The 15,620-nt window shown below is 36.8% G+C and carries 13 protein-coding genes and 1 pseudogene; 4 read left to right on the forward strand and 10 right to left on the reverse strand.

The annotated features are described in order from the left end of the window. Position 1: 1 nt before the first annotated feature. The 9 genes from galU to RVS70_RS11050 form a co-directional block, all read right to left on the reverse strand. Positions 2 to 880: a UTP--glucose-1-phosphate uridylyltransferase GalU gene (galU, locus tag RVS70_RS11010; protein ID WP_121604227.1), complete on the reverse strand. Its 879-nt coding sequence runs from the start codon at positions 878 to 880 to the stop codon at positions 2 to 4. A gap of 23 nt (positions 881 to 903) precedes the next feature. Then, entirely contained in the window at positions 904 to 2,730 is a 1,827-nt protein-coding gene (locus RVS70_RS11015) for a polysaccharide biosynthesis protein (protein WP_121604228.1), read from the reverse strand. A 198-nt stretch (positions 2,731 to 2,928) separates the two neighbouring features. Further along, positions 2,929 to 3,561 (reverse strand): CpsD/CapB family tyrosine-protein kinase, encoded by a 633-nt coding sequence (locus RVS70_RS11020; protein WP_226983594.1) that lies wholly within the window; start codon positions 3,559 to 3,561, stop codon positions 2,929 to 2,931. A gap of 16 nt (positions 3,562 to 3,577) precedes the next feature. Beyond that, positions 3,578 to 4,300 (reverse strand): YveK family protein, encoded by a 723-nt coding sequence (locus RVS70_RS11025; RefSeq protein WP_205389365.1) that lies wholly within the window; start codon positions 4,298 to 4,300, stop codon positions 3,578 to 3,580. A 755-nt stretch (positions 4,301 to 5,055) separates the two neighbouring features. Further along, entirely contained in the window at positions 5,056 to 6,342 is a 1,287-nt protein-coding gene (locus tag RVS70_RS11030; RefSeq protein ID WP_121604230.1) for an adenylosuccinate synthase, read from the reverse strand. A gap of 741 nt (positions 6,343 to 7,083) precedes the next feature. Continuing rightward, the gene (gene dnaB / locus RVS70_RS11035) at positions 7,084 to 8,451 is read right to left on the reverse strand and encodes a replicative DNA helicase (RefSeq protein ID WP_026680458.1); all 1,368 of its coding nucleotides are present in this window, start codon (positions 8,449 to 8,451) and stop codon (positions 7,084 to 7,086) included. Positions 8,452 to 8,525: 74 nt separating this feature from the next. Further along, positions 8,526 to 8,972 carry a 50S ribosomal protein L9 gene (rplI, locus tag RVS70_RS11040; RefSeq protein WP_026680457.1) on the reverse strand — a complete coding sequence of 149 codons (447 nt, stop codon included), beginning with the start codon at positions 8,970 to 8,972 and terminating at the stop codon, positions 8,526 to 8,528. Continuing rightward, positions 8,969 to 10,939, reverse strand: coding sequence for a DHH family phosphoesterase (locus RVS70_RS11045; RefSeq protein ID WP_121604231.1), 1,971 nt, complete (start codon positions 10,937 to 10,939; stop codon positions 8,969 to 8,971). Before RVS70_RS11045 ends, rplI begins: the two co-directional genes overlap by 4 nt. Before the next feature lie 45 nt (positions 10,940 to 10,984). After that, complete coding sequence (locus tag RVS70_RS11050) at positions 10,985 to 11,926, reverse strand: YybS family protein (protein WP_205389366.1); 942 nt, start codon at positions 11,924 to 11,926, stop codon at positions 10,985 to 10,987. 291 nt (positions 11,927 to 12,217) lie between these two features. Here RVS70_RS11050 and RVS70_RS11055 point away from each other — a divergent pair, with 291 nt between their 5' ends. The 4 genes from RVS70_RS11055 to RVS70_RS11070 all read left to right on the forward strand — a co-directional run bounded on the left by RVS70_RS11055 (position 12,218) and on the right by RVS70_RS11070 (position 14,948). Beyond that, complete coding sequence (locus RVS70_RS11055) at positions 12,218 to 12,703, forward strand: DUF1189 family protein (protein WP_166530443.1); 486 nt, start codon at positions 12,218 to 12,220, stop codon at positions 12,701 to 12,703. Positions 12,704 to 12,734: 31 nt separating this feature from the next. Beyond that, a complete protein-coding gene (gene modA / locus RVS70_RS11060) occupies positions 12,735 to 13,523 on the forward strand; it encodes a molybdate ABC transporter substrate-binding protein (RefSeq protein WP_026680453.1) in 789 nt (262 codons plus the stop codon). A 21-nt stretch (positions 13,524 to 13,544) separates the two neighbouring features. Beyond that, complete coding sequence (gene modB, locus RVS70_RS11065) at positions 13,545 to 14,219, forward strand: molybdate ABC transporter permease subunit (RefSeq protein ID WP_026680452.1); 675 nt, start codon at positions 13,545 to 13,547, stop codon at positions 14,217 to 14,219. Positions 14,220 to 14,324: 105 nt separating this feature from the next. Then, positions 14,325 to 14,948 carry an ATP-binding cassette domain-containing protein gene (locus RVS70_RS11070; protein WP_205389722.1) on the forward strand — a complete coding sequence of 208 codons (624 nt, stop codon included), beginning with the start codon at positions 14,325 to 14,327 and terminating at the stop codon, positions 14,946 to 14,948. Between the two features lie 393 nt (positions 14,949 to 15,341). Here RVS70_RS11070 and RVS70_RS11075 read toward each other — a convergent pair. Continuing rightward, positions 15,342 to 15,620, reverse strand: a pseudogene (locus RVS70_RS11075) (IS91 family transposase); the annotation flags it as partial.

Below are 15,620 nucleotides of genomic sequence, written 5' to 3' on the forward strand. Positions count from 1 at the left end.
ACTACCTAGTTAACTCTGTTTCTACTACGGTTGCAAGATAATCTAATAATGGCTTCCTTAAGTTCTCTCGCTGCAATCCAAAAGCAATAATTGTTTGCATAAACCCTAATTGGTCACCAACATCATAACGTTCACCAGCAAATGCATACGCATAAACAGATTCATATGCATTTAGCTTTGCTATGGCATCCGTTAATTGAATTTCCCCTCCTGTACCAGGTTCCTGTGACTTGAGAATTTCGAATATGGCTGGAGTTAAAATATACCTACCTAAAATAGCTAAGGTAGATGGAGCCTCTTGTTGCTTCGGTTTCTCAATTAGATCCTTGACTTGGTACAGATGATTCTCCATTAACTGTCCAGCTACAATCCCATACTTGGATACATCTTCTCGTTTTACATTCTGCACACCAATAACCGGTGACTGGCAATGATAAAATTGATTCAATAGTTGCTTTAAACACGGTGTTTCTGCTTTCACAATATCGTCTCCTAATAAAACAGCAAACGGTTCATTACCGATAAACTTACGTGCACACCAGATAGCATGCCCTAAACCTTTGGGTTCTTTTTGCCGTATATAATGAATATCCACGAGTGTTGAAGAACGTTGTACGGCATGTAGCAAGTTGTATTTCTGTTTATTCATAAGACTTTGCTCCAGCTCAAAGGAATGATCAAAATGATCCTCGATAGCCCGCTTTCCTTTCCCTGTTACAATAATGATATCCTCAATCCCTGAAGCAACTGCTTCTTCTACAATATATTGAATAGTAGGTTTATCAACAATTGGCAACATTTCCTTTGGCATCGCCTTTGTAGCAGGTAAAAATCTAGTACCTAGCCCAGCCGCAGGGATAATAGCTTTCCTAACCTTCATATTCTGTTTCCCCCACTTCATTTCTATATGGTGACTACCGATTCAGATTTATGGATTGTCTTACTATTTGCTATCTCTATTAATCGATTCTTTAAAGCGTGTGAATCTAAACTCGTATACGTTGTTAGAATATCTTGAATGCTCTCTATTTGGATCTCTGTCGTTTTCCCAATATAAATTTTTGGATAAATCTGTTGATCTACTATTTCCTGTTCAGTAAGTAGTTCCTCAAACAGCTTTTCCCCCGGCCTAGCTCCGGTATAGGTTATCTCTATATCATCAAGTGTAAAGCCCGAAAGCGTGATTAAATTTTTGGCAAGGTCAACGATTTTAATAGGCTCTCCCATATCTAGTACAAAAATTTCACCCCCATTAGCTAATGCACCAGCTTGGATAACTAGCCTTGAGGCTTCAGGAATTGTCATGAAATAACGAACCATATCTGGATGTGTTACGGTAACTGGTCCTCCTCTTTCGATTTGCTTTTTAAATAATGGTATAACGCTTCCGCGGCTACCTAATACATTTCCAAACCTAACAGCGACAAACTTTGTATCACTTTTTCTATCCATATCCTGAATAATCATTTCTGCCAGTTTTTTTGATGCACCCATGACACTAGTTGGATGAACAGCCTTATCTGTTGAAACCATTACAAAAGTCGTCACCTGATGTACGCTGGCAGCTATTGCTACATTCATGGTTCCTATCATATTATTTTTTACAGCTTCTTCTGGATTTTTTTCCATTAATGGTACATGTTTATGGGCTGCAGCATGATAAATAATATCTGGCTTGTGAGTTTTTATCACATCCATCATCTTATCCTTATCTTGAATATCTGCAATAATTGCTGTGATTTCAACTGCATCATTCTGCTTTTTTTCCTTTAACTCCATCTCAATGGTATAAATACTGTTCTCACCATGACCTAGCAGTATTAAATGACTTGGCTGAAATTCTATTAGTTGTCGTGATAATTCCGATCCTATCGATCCACCGGCCCCTGTTACAAGAACCCTCTTTCCTTGAATATTTTTGGAAATACTTTCGATATCTATATCTATCGGTTCTCTTCCCAAGAGATCCTCCACTTCGACATCACGAAATTGATTTACAGAAACTTTCCCCGTAATCAGATCCTCCAGTAAAGGTAAGATCTTTGTTTCTGCTTTAGTTTTAGCACATTCCTGAATAATGGGCTTTAGCTCCTTTTCAGGTAAAGAAGGAATAGCAATAATAATATTATCTACTTTACGTTCTTCAACAACATCGACAATCTCCCTTACGCCACCTATAACAGGAAGTCCTAAAATATCAAGATTTTTCTTTTTGCTATTATCATCAATAAAGCCAATTGGTAGCAATCTACATTCACTATTTTTTAATAATTGTCTTGCAACCATTGTTCCTGCTGATCCGGCACCAACTATCAAAGTTCTCACTTTTGTTGTTCGTCTATTTATAATAGAATCACGGTACAATCGCCAAACTAATCGTGAACCACCAATAAAAAACAAATGTAGCAGCCATGTTATCATTAAAAATTTAAGTCGTATTTCTTGTAATGCAATGAATTGAACAACACCTGTAACGAATGCAGCGTAAGTTACAATTTTTAAAAGTAGCAATAATTCATTTGTACTTGCATATTCCCATACTTTTTTATAAAGTTTATAAGATAATGAAAAGAAATAATGACTACATAAAATAGCAATAGTACTTATCCATAACAATGTGTTCTCGACATGAATAGGCTCCCCAACTAAAAAACTACTTATAAAAATGGCAGAAAGTACAATACAGGAATCAATGCAGATAAAAAATGATAACCTTTGTCGATATGTCACAAACTTCCCTCCCCTCATACAAACTTTCTTATGTAAATAGATTGGGCATCTAACCCATCCTCACACCACACTATCGACGACTAGCGTCTAAGGTTTGACAACCCACAGCATGACCGAGTGCCTACCTTGATAACGGCGAGTAGACATCACCATAAACCAGTTTTAATTCTTAATAACGAACAATTGGTTTAAAAAAATTTATTTGTATTTTTCATTGATAATAACTCCCATTACATTCGCTTTCGCCAATTCAAGCACTCTTTTAGCCTCGATAACGTCCTCTAAATCCGTCTTCCCTCTGCCTACAAGTAAAACCACACCATCACTATAATTTGCCAGTAACCTTGTTTCTGTATATTTTAAGATAGTTGGAGAATCAATTAGAATAACATCATATATCGTTTTGAACTCTTTCAATAATTCCTGCATCTTCGCACTTTCTACTATTTCAGCAGGGTTAAAAATACTCGAACCACTTGTAAGAATATCAAGCTCACCAATTCCCGTCTGATTAATAACAGAGCTCCATGTTAAATCTTTTGTAAGCAAATTCGTTAGCCCTAAGCTTTTTTCTTTTTTAAAAACACTCTGTACGGCTGGACTTCGTAAATTAGCATCAATCAACAGTACCTTTTCATTTTGTTTAGCCATCGTAACAGCTAGATTTGAAATAGCTGTTGATGTGCCTTCCCCGCTTCCTACCGATGTAAAGAGAAATATTCGATGATTTGGATTATTGGTTAAAAACTTCATATTGGATCGAATTGTTCTAAATTCATCCGCTATGATCGAATCAGGATAAGCATGTGTTATAAGATTTCCCTTCTTCATGTATTTACGCTTACTCTTACTTAATATCAGCTGTCTCACCCCTTACGTTTATTTCTCTTTGTCTTCTTCTTTTTACAAACTTTTTCTTATTCACGTTCGATATCGATCCAATTACCGGTACACCAAGAACCAATTCTAACTCACTTTCTTTTCGAATTGTTCCATCCAAGGAATCAAGTAAAAAAATTAATCCTAAACCAGTAATGGCACCAAATATAAATGAAATAATTACTATTTTATGCTGTCCACCATTTATAGCTTGATGATTTTCATCCGCAGAAGATAGTAATTGCACCTCTTTAAAATCTAAAATATCGGCAATTTCGCTTTTAAACGCTGTAGCTGTCGTATTGGCGATTTCAACAGCTTGAGCAGAGTCGCTGTCCCTAACAGAAATCTGTACCACTTGTGAATCTTCTATTCTCGCTACCTCAATTTGTTCGGCAAGCTCTTCAGATGTTTGTGATAGCTGTAATTCTTCTTTCACTTTATCCATAATTAATGGGTCGGTAATCATTACCATGAGTGTCTTCATATATTCACTATCCACGCCAATAATCACCCTTGTCGACGTTTGATAAATAGGGGTATTATTAAAACTGTTATATAGATAGCCAGCTGATGTAAAAAGAATGGTAATGGCAATAACTAGCCATGCTCTTTTTTTTAACAAATCAAATACTTCTTTTAAGTTAATATCCTTCTTCTTTTTTTGTATATTTATCGTTTCATTGTCCATGAAGGTACCTCCCCTATTATTTATGAATGCTTTACTTTCTTAATAACATCCCTATCATTCTTTATATAGAACAATTAAAGCAAAAAAATTACTATTTTAGCAGGAAGCAAGATATATTAGTAAACCGTCTAATAGTTATTTATAGTTTAGTTCTTTATAAAGAACAAGTCAACAATTAATTTTTTATCATCCTGTTTTTATATACATGAATTTACTACAAAAGCTCAATAGTCCAACCACAGTATATGTGCAAATAATGCACTTTAGAACAGATTATTTAAAAACAGCGAAGGACGCTATAACATATATGGATATTTCGATATGTTATGTTCCTATGTGAGATGATATTCAATACATTGATTCCATGATTGGAATGAAAAGGTACGACTCCTACGGAATAGCGTGGCCAAGTGAGACCCCGCAGAAGACAAGCGATGAGAAGGCTCACGAACCGCCCGTGGAAAGCGTCCGACTGTAGTGGAAATGAACAGTATTCTACTATTCAGCTTTTTCATATTTCAATATGACTAGCTAATTGCTGAAGTTGACTCAGTTTAGAATGGGAAAGGAATAATTTGTTTTTATGGACCTATAACTTCAACTCATCAAAACCTAGTTGAAAAGCTCATATAAACAAAAAAACGGGGTTGCCCCATTAAATTCATTTAGAATCGACTGTTGGGACAGTCCCGTTTTCTATAACGACGTAGATTAATTTTTACTACCAGACTAATTACCTTTTGGTACCTGTTAAATTAGCTATATACACTTCGTACAACATTGGTTTGCGAGCGATCCGGTCCAACAGAAAAGATGGATAATGGAATCTCCGTTAACTGAGAAACACGTTCTAAATAATGACGTGCATTCTCAGGGAGCTCGTGCAAGCTTTTCACATTTGTGATATCTTCTGTCCATCCAGGCATTTCCTCATAGACTGGTTCACATTCAGCAAGTGCCGCTAAACTTGCTGGAAATTCCTTAATAATTTCCCCTTTATAACGATAAGCTACACAAATCTTCAATGTTTCAATACCTGTTAGTACATCGATAGAATTTAAAGATAAATCTGTAATACCACTTACACGACGTGCATGACGAACAACAACACTATCAAACCAGCCAACACGACGCGGTCTCCCTGTTGTTGTCCCATATTCACGACCAACCTCACGAATCTGGTCACCAATCTCATCATGTAACTCCGTTGGAAACGGTCCATCACCTACACGCGTTGTGTATGCTTTGGAAACACCTACTACATGATCAATCTTTGTAGGCCCAACACCAGAACCAATGGTTACTCCTCCAGCAATTGGATTAGAAGATGTTACAAAAGGATAGGTTCCTTGATCAATATCAAGCATGACACCCTGCGCACCTTCGAATAATACTCTGCGTCCATCGTCTAAGGCATCATTTAATACAACAGATGTATCACATACATATTTAGCCATTTGTTGCCCATAATCATAATATTCTTCGAGAATATCCTCTACTTGAATAGGTTCTACCTCATAAACCTTCTCAAACAAACGATTCTTCTCTTTTAAATTTTGCTCTAATTTTGCACGAAACGTTTCTTTATCCATTAAGTCCGCAATGCGGATACCGCATCTCGCTGCTTTATCCATATATGCTGGACCAATTCCTTTTTTAGTCGTTCCAATTTTATTTTCGCCTTTTTCTTCTTCCTGCAAGATATCTAATTTTAAATGATATGGCAAGATGACGTGAGCACGATTACTTATCCGTAAATTATCTGTAGATACATTACGTTCGTGTAGATAAGCAATCTCCTCCACAAATGCCTTTGGATCGATTACCATACCATTACCCAATACACATGTTTTTTCATTAAAAAATATTCCAGATGGAATTAAATGTAATTTATACGTGATGTCATCAAATTTAATCGTATGCCCTGCATTGTTACCTCCTTGATATCGTGCAACAACCTCTGCATTTTGCGATAGGAAGTCCGTAATCTTTCCTTTCCCTTCATCGCCCCATTGTGTTCCAACTACTACTACTGATGACATGGTGCACCTCCACTGAATTAATATATATTATACGTTTTTCTTTAATCACAAAAGTAATTTTATCAGTATAAAATCAGATAGTCAATTCAAAACACGAACATTTATATAGAAATTAATGTAATTGTTCGGTAAAGTTGATTAAAAAGAATCAAAGCGCAAACACCCGTTTAAAAACGTAGCGGCTGGAGCACGTCAACGGAGATAAAAAATTACGGTGAGCTTGCGATCCGCTGATGACTTAGATTAGGACAATTTGTGAAGTCGCCTAGTTTCTAGACGAGGGCTCAACACGCCACTATTTATCCACACACGCTAATTTTATAATTTCTAAACATAAAAGAGGCTGGCACAAAACACAACTTCTTTACTCAAAATACGAATAATCATATTATCAATCTGAGTATCATCGCCACATCGTGAAAATATACGCGCTTTCCACGGGCACGGACTCCGCTAACTTGGTAAAGAAAAACACGTTACCTCGTGGATCTTCGGACAAACTGTAGACATAGTAACTTGATATTTTGCGAATAACTGGCTATGTGTTAAACCATTCTTAAAAGCCAACAATACTTCATATTTCCATTCTACTGAATATGATTTGTGAGTCATAAAAACTCCCCTTAATGTAGAAACAGATTTTTACTTTTTAATCTGTCTACCTTAAGGGGAGCATATCATTTCAACTAATTATCGTTCGTTTTAATTGTCTCTTCATTCTTTTTTCTCACTCTCTCTAAATTAAACAGGGACTGGTGGTACATCACTTTCTTGATAACGATGATCTAAATCAACGAATTTATTGTATTCCTTAACAAAAGCTAATTCTACATTTCCTACTGGACCATTACGTTGTTTAGAAATAATGATTTCGATTATATTTTGTTTTTCCGATTCTGAATCATAATAATCATCACGGTATAAGAAACCGACGATATCCGCATCTTGCTCAATACTACCAGATTCACGTAAGTCCGACATCATTGGGCGCTTATCCTGTCGTGATTCAACACCACGTGATAACTGTGAAAGGGCAATTAGTGGTACATTCAATTCCCGAGCTAGACCTTTTAAAGAACGGGATATTTCTGATACTTCCTGTTGTCTATTTTCCTTGGAATTTGCACTACCCTGAATAAGCTGCAAATAATCGATCAATATCATTCCAAGCCCATGCTCCTGCTTGAGACGACGACATTTAGAACGTATATCAGCAACACGTACTCCAGGTGTATCATCTATATAGATCCCAGCATTCGATAAGCTCCCCATTGCCATAGTTAGCTTACTCCAGTCATCAGCTTGCAACTGACCATTACGTAGTCGTTGTGCGTCAATATTTCCTTCTGCACAAAGCATACGTTGAACTAATTGATCTGCTCCCATCTCTAAACTAAAGATAGCTACATTTTCATCCGTATTAACGGCTACATTTTGAGCTACATTCAACGCAAATGCAGTTTTACCTACAGATGGACGGGCAGCGACAATAATAAGATCATTACGCTGAAATCCAGAAGTAATCCGATCCAAATCTCGGAATCCAGTCGGTATTCCTGTCACATCAGCACTTTGATGATGAAGTTGTTCAATATTGTCATAAACATCAATTAGTACATCCTTGATGGCCTTAAATGCTCCAGAATTTTTCCTTCCAGAGACATCTAAAATACTCTTTTCTGCCTCATTAACAACATCTTCTACTTCATCTTGTCGTTCGAAACTAGAAGTAACAATGTCTGTTGCTGAACGTATTAGCCTTCTAAGTAATGCCTTTTCCTCTACAATTCGACAATAATAACCGATATTAGCTGCTGTAGGTACACTTTCCGCAACCTCTGATAAATACTGAACGCCACCAGCTTCTTCTAACTGCTGTGCATTATGCAAATAGGAAGTTACTGTGACAACATCAATCGGCTCCCCACGATCAGCAAGGGCAATCATGCTTGCAAATATCCGCTGATGACTAGCACGATAGAAATCTTCTGGTACCAGTATCTCTGAAGCAGCAGAAAACGCATCTGGATCAATGAAAACCGCACCAATAATGGATTGCTCAGCTTCTATATTATGTGGTGGAGTACGATCATTCCATGACTCATTCATTGATTGTTTTCCCCTCTCTGAAGATGTAAATCTAAGCGCAGGGCGCCTGTTTTACTAGATGTTTCTACAACGTATTATTTTTCTGCAACATGTACTTTGATTGAACCTGATACCTCTGGATGTAGCTTAACCGGAACAGTTGTATAACCTAATGCTCGGATAGGTTGGTCCAATTCTATTTTACGTTTATCAATTTTATACCCGTAGTCTTTCTTCAATGCTTCAGAAATTTGCTTGCTCGTTATAGAGCCAAATAACCTACCATTTTCCCCAGACTTAGCACTTAGTTCTACAGTTAAGTCCGCAAGCTTATCTTTTAGATCCATTGCTTCTTCCTTTTCTTCCTGTTCTAGCTGCTCATCTTTACGCTTCTTCGCTTCTAATGCTTTCATATTACCGTGCGTTGCTTCTTCAGCTAGGTTGTTCTTTAATAAGTAATTACGCGCATATCCATCAGATACATTTTTAACGTCGCCTTTTTTTCCTTTTCCCTTTACATCTTTAAGAAATATTACTTTCATTCTGATTCGCTCCCCTCATAATATTCATCTAAAATTTCTTTTAATAATCGCTCTGCTTCTACAATTGTCATATTATCTATTTGTGTGGCTGCATTCGTCAAATGGCCACCACCATTCATTTTTTCCATAATCACTTGAACATTGACGTCTCCTAAGGATCTAGCACTGATCCCTACCCTTCCATCCTTCCGCTCTGATATAACAAAGGAAGCTGTAATCCCACTCATTGTTAAAAGTATATCAGCTGCTTGAGCAATTAGTACAGGGCCATGAACTTGCCCTTCTTCTGCACTAGAAATAGCAATTTTATCTCGATATACTTTCGATCGCTCGATTAGTTTACTTCGTTCCACATATACATCAATATCTTCCTTCAAAAATTCCTGAACGAGTACTGTATCAGCCCCTTTTGCTCGAAGATATGATGCTGCATCAAAGGTTCGTGAACCTGTTCTTAGTGTAAAGCTTTTTGTGTCTACGATGATTCCTGCTAACAGCGCTGTTGCTTCAAGCATTCGTAGCTTTAATTTTTTGGGTTGATATTCTAATAACTCTGTCACTAACTCAGCTGTAGAGGATGCATAAGGCTCCATATATACTAACGTTGGATTTTCGATAAACTCTTCTCCACGTCTGTGGTGATCGATGACCACCTTATAATCCGTCTTCTGTAAAAGTGTTTCACTAGCTACCATTGATGGACGGTGTGTATCAACTACTACAACTAGACTTCTCGCACCGATAAGTGATTCTGCTTCCTCTGGATCTACAAAATGCTGCCATATCCTCTCTTCCTCACGAATCGCATTGACAAGGCGATATACACCTGTATCGATATCTTCTGGGTCAAATACGATATGTCCCTCTACATCGTTGGCAATTGCAATATTAAGGATTCCGATAGCAGCCCCTAATGCGTCCATATCAGGCGCTTTATGTCCCATAATAATGACATTGTCACTTGCCTTTATCAGTTCCTTTAAGGCGTGGGAGATCACACGAGCCCTAACTCGTGTACGTTTTTCCATTGGATTGGTTTTCCCACCATAGAAACGAACCTTTCCAGATTCATCTTTTATTGCAACTTGATCTCCACCTCGACCAAGTGCAAGATCAAGGCTGGATTGTGCTAACTCACCGAGCGTAGGTAAATCCACATACCCAACACCTACACCAATACTTAATGTTAACGGCGTATTTCTTTCACCAATTAACTCTCTCACTTCATCAAGTATCTCAAATTTCACTTTTTCAAGCTGAGCCAAAATCTCTTTTGTCCCAACAGCGATAAAGCGCTCTTGAGATGTTCGCTTCAAATATAGTCCATGATGTTTTGACCATTTGTTTAAAACAGAGGTAACTTGTGAATTCAAATGGCTTTTATTTGTATCATCCATGTTCTGGGTAATTTCCTCATAATTATCAAGGAAAATAAATAATATAACGGTTTGTTCATTACGGTAGAGGTTTTGTAATTCTGATTGCTCCGTTCGATCAAATAAATAAAGAAGTCTCTCTTCCTTCTTTACTGTTGTCTGAAATACATAACCCTGTAATTCAAACCAAATTTCATCCTTATTTTCTTTAATTTTTGGTATTAAATCCTCTGATAACGAATGCAGAGAATTCCCAACTAAACTGTCATCATCAAATTGATTCATATATGGATTTGCCCATTCAATTTTATAATCCTCACTAAACAAAATAATACCAAACGGCATTTCCAATAATGCTTCTTCTCCCACTTTTTTAATTCGGTGAGATAATGTTGTTATATATTGCTCCGCTTCATCTTGAAGCGTTTGCTCAGAACGGATACTATAATAAAGCGAAACAGCTAAAAGCACAGTCATGATTAGTCCTACTACCCACTGGAAATACCAGATAACACTAAGCAGAATTATAGACAGCACATAAATGACCCATACATGATTTCTCAGTGTTGGCTTCTTTTGTTTATCTGACATCACATTCAGCTCCTACTGTGCATTACCTTTATTTTCATAGATCTGCTAATCCTTCTCTGCTAACTTATCTCTTAACCCAAACCCTAAATCAAATATTCCTATAAAGCGAATAATAAATAACATCATAGGGAAAAGCACTCCGATCACCACACAAATTATTGGAAATGCTTTTGTTATCTTCTTATAGTTAGCATAGAAAAACAGAAATGAAAAACCTTGAATCGTAACGAGCATTTGTGTTAAAAGTAATAAGTTTTGGGTCGCCATATATTGCAAGCTTTCCGGGTCCGTAAAAATAAATGCAAATAACAAAGCAATTACATATACAAAGATGATTGAATTCGGAAATCGCAATTCACGAAATGGTGGAAACCGCAAGTCTTTCCGTTCTATTCGATTTAGAAATTTATAACTGAACCATTGACTGAGAAATGCCATTAAAATAGCAATTGTAGCTAAGAAAAATGGAAACAGAGTTACAAACGCATGGATCGTTTGTTGCATGATCTCATCAATTTCTTCCAACTGCGCTTCAGCAGTGAATTGTTCGATCACACCTGTTGACATCTCCATAGATTCGTTAAATATTTGCTCCATTGCATCTATTACATTTATCTGAAATACAAATTGTGTAAAAACAAATGCAAATAATAATCCGATGATAAACCCAAAAGTCCCCCTTGCCCATGTCTCATAAGCAGAGAGGTTTCGATAAATAGAGCTACCAATCATAATCCCGCCTAGCCCCATTAGAACTGTCATTGGTAACGTATAGATCGTTGTAGATAAGATCGTCATTACAATAGAAAAGGCAAACATGATTAGGGCTGGCTTCCAATCATACCTTGAACTATAAATAATAAATGGAATTGGCAATAAAAATATGGATACTATCGGTATAATTGGGACAAACAGGCTCACTAGCAATAATCCCATGAATACCAGTGTTAATAGCGCCCCGTCAGTTAGTTGTTTTGAATGATTCATTTTGCACCCCATCTTACTTTGGTTGTAACTACGTCATTATAATATGATAACATGTTTTCGTTGCAAATGGTTGTCGAAAAGCGTAGAAAAAATTATTTCCCGGGTAATAAATTACGGAATGAAGCCATAAAGGAGTACATATTTCTACAAGAATTGTAAGTAATTGTTATATTATCTCGCTTTCTTTCTTTTTTATGATAAATGTCATCCTTTTTTCAACTACTTAATAAGAAATTGTCCTTCGTTTCCTTTATAATAGTAAATGAAACTAATATGTAAGGATGACTTATATTGATTTTTCTAAATGCGTTTTTACATAGTATCAAATTACCTAGAAAGAAAGCAATCTTTCAGCTTAATCGTATAGGCATGGACATTACGATTATTTACATGTTTATTCTATTACTGCTTATATCTATTCCGTCTCTGATTGATCGAATCACAAATTCTAGTAGCCATAGCGCTGATCTTAGCTTTATCTTTTTGATTATTTACTTTTTCATTTTTTATTATTTGCCAATGGCTATTATCGTTTTTATATTACTTTCTGCTATAGCGTATATTGGTACTAACTTAGCGAAAATAATGGGTAGAAAACTAAAATTCTCGATCATTTGGAAAATGACTGCCTTTACTACGACGGTACCGTTTTTTCTTTACGCGTTAATAGCATTAACTACCCCAATTAGTGATCATTATTTATGGTTTTTTTGTGTTTATTCCCTTGTATTGCTAATTATGATTATATCTGTATATCCAAAACGCCGAACAAAATAGTCGAGCACAACTTATGACAAGGAGTTTTTAAATGAAATACCTCGTTCTGTTATTCTTTAGTTGTATTACGCTAACAGGTTGTTCCCTCTTTAATCAAGAGGAACCATTTCAAAAATCTACAGAAGCTAATAAACTCTTAGTTTCTGCCGCTGCAAGCTTAGCTGATGCTTTACCAGAGGTTATTACAGCTTTTGAAGAGGAATATCCTAACATTAATATAACCGTCAATTACGGAGGCTCTGGACAACTATCGAGACAAATTCAGCAAGGGGCTCCTGTCGACATATTTTTATCTGCAAATCAACAATGGATGGATACGCTTACAGAAGAGAAATTAATTGCTGAAGATACACGTACAGACGTTATCGGTAATCATTTGGTGTTAATTGGTAATAAGCAATCTTCACAGTCAATAGCTTCTCTTCAGCAGCTTTCCGACATGCAAATTGATCAAATTGCAATCGGAAATCCTGAGAGTGTGCCTGCTGGTATTTATGCCAAAACAGCATTGCAAAATAGTGGTGTTTGGCAGTCGTTAGAGGAGCAATTTGTGTATGCAAAAGATGTACGTCAAGCACTTACTTATGTAGAATCAGGTAATACAGAGCTTGGTTTTGTCTATGCATCTGATGCTGCTATTTCAAATGATATACGAATAATAACAGAAGTCGATGAGACGCTATATCCAGCTATTGTGTACCCTGCTGGCGTTACTTCATATAGTACAAACCGTCATGATGCAGAGACCTTTATCCATTTCTTGAAACAAGATAAGGCTGCGGCTATTTTCAAGTCCTATGGCTTCCGTAACATCCATTAATGTGCAAAGGTTGAAGTAGATATGGATTATACACCATTAATTTTATCAATTAAAATTGCTGGCATCGCAACTTGTATAGTATTTTTGCTTGGTGTAAGTTGTGCGCGATTAATTTCGCGAAATCAATTTCCAGGAAAACGGCTATTAGAAGCATTGTTTCTACTCCCACTTGTTCTTCCGCCGACTGTAGTTGGTTTTGGGCTTCTATTCATCTTCGGTAAAAACGGCCCAATTGGTCGTCTTTTACTCCAGTGGTTTGATTATCAGATTGTCTTTACTTGGGTTGGTGCAGTAATAGCTGCTGTGGTTGTATCATTTCCCTTGATGTACCAAAGTGCTGCTGCTGCATTTCTAAAATATGAGAAAAATCTTGAACACGCAGCACTTACAATGGGAGCATCTAAATGGAAAGTATTTTGGACAATTTCCTTCCCCTTAGCATGGCCAGGTTTGGTGGCAGGTTTTGTGCTTTCCTTTGCAAGGGCTCTTGGGGAATTTGGGGCTACTTTAATGGTCGCTGGTTATATACCTAATCAAACAAACACCATTCCTTTAACCATTTACTTTGCTGTAGAATCCGGAAATATGCAAACTGCTCTATTTTGGGTTATAGGTATTGTTATTGTCGGCTTTACTGCAATCCTTTGGCTTAATTGGTGGAGTGGTAGAAATATATTGAAGCTTACCAAAGAATAAGATACATCCAGACCTAGTCTATAAACGAATGTGACAATAAGAACGTTAGAATAATAGATTTGTCGCGTTTATAGCTTGATTTTTGATAAAGGAGCGAATTGTTCGATGCTTTCCGTTACGATCGAAAAAAGACGAAATCATTTTATATTAAATACGGCATTCGATATTCATAATGAAATCGTTGTCCTATTCGGACCCTCAGGGGCAGGTAAAACAACGATCTTAAATTGCATAGCTGGGCTAACTCATCCCGATAAAGGCAAAATCAGCCTTGGAGAGCGAACTTTATATCAGAATAAGCAGCAAAAGCCCGTTCCTATTCATAAACGTAGAATCGGCTATTTATTTCAGGACTATGCATTGTTTCCCCATATGTCAGTTGAAAAGAACATTCGTTATGGGATGAAAGATCCATTACTTGTTGAACAATTAATAGATATAACTCGGATACGCCCATTACTCCAGCAATATCCACAACAAATATCAGGAGGGGAAAAACAACGTGTAGCATTAGTTAGAGCACTTGCTACCAAGCCGGAAGCTCTGTTATTAGATGAGCCATTTTCCGCTTTAGACGAGAAAACGCGTGCGGATTGCCAAAATGAATTAAAACGTCTTCATGATTATTGGAAAATACCTGTTATTTTAGTTACACATGATAAACAGGAAGCCGACATCCTGGGAGATCGAATCCTACATATAAAAGATGGGTCCTTGCATTCCCCTTAGATTACTTTATAAAAGCAACTAATACATGTATGAAACAAATGTGCTTTAATTAAACAAAACTAGAAAAAATGATTCGTGCAACGAAGTGACTCCGGAAATATACTTCGCTTTCCACGATTGACTAGAGCTATGTATTTAAGATCTCATTTAGATTGGCTTGTAGCTAATTTCTTCTTTATAAGAAAAACCGGGCAAAAACCAGCCCGGTCCTTTCCTGTTTGCCATAGCTAGAGCACATCCGATAGTTTGTATTCGTGTCCTTGTACTCCTTTATAATACTCCGGATACATTTCTCCTCCACATTGTTCACAGCTGAATCTTGGTGGCGTAGTTGGGTCTCCGCCATCCATCAAATCAAACTCTTCTACTACGTTATACGGTATCTTTTCTTCTTCATGACACATGAAACAATGATAGTTGACGTAGGTCTTCTTTGGACGTAAGTGGTCGGTTCCTTTTTTCTTCTTCCCTTTTTTGCGTCGTTTGTTGATCTGTGCGATAGTGAATCAACCTTTCTAAATAATTCCTTGTTTCTTTTGTTAATGCAATCTTTATTTCTAATTTCCCATTCTCTAGACACACTTCTCCCTTGTATTCATAGTAATTGTCGCAATGCGAGCACACAAGGGGATCTTTTTGACCACTAGAAATAATACGCTCTCTCCAGGTTTG

The organism is Virgibacillus sp. M23 (assembly GCF_034190895.1).
In the GTDB taxonomy this organism is placed as follows: Bacteria; Bacillota; Bacilli; order Bacillales; family Amphibacillaceae; genus Virgibacillus; species Virgibacillus salarius.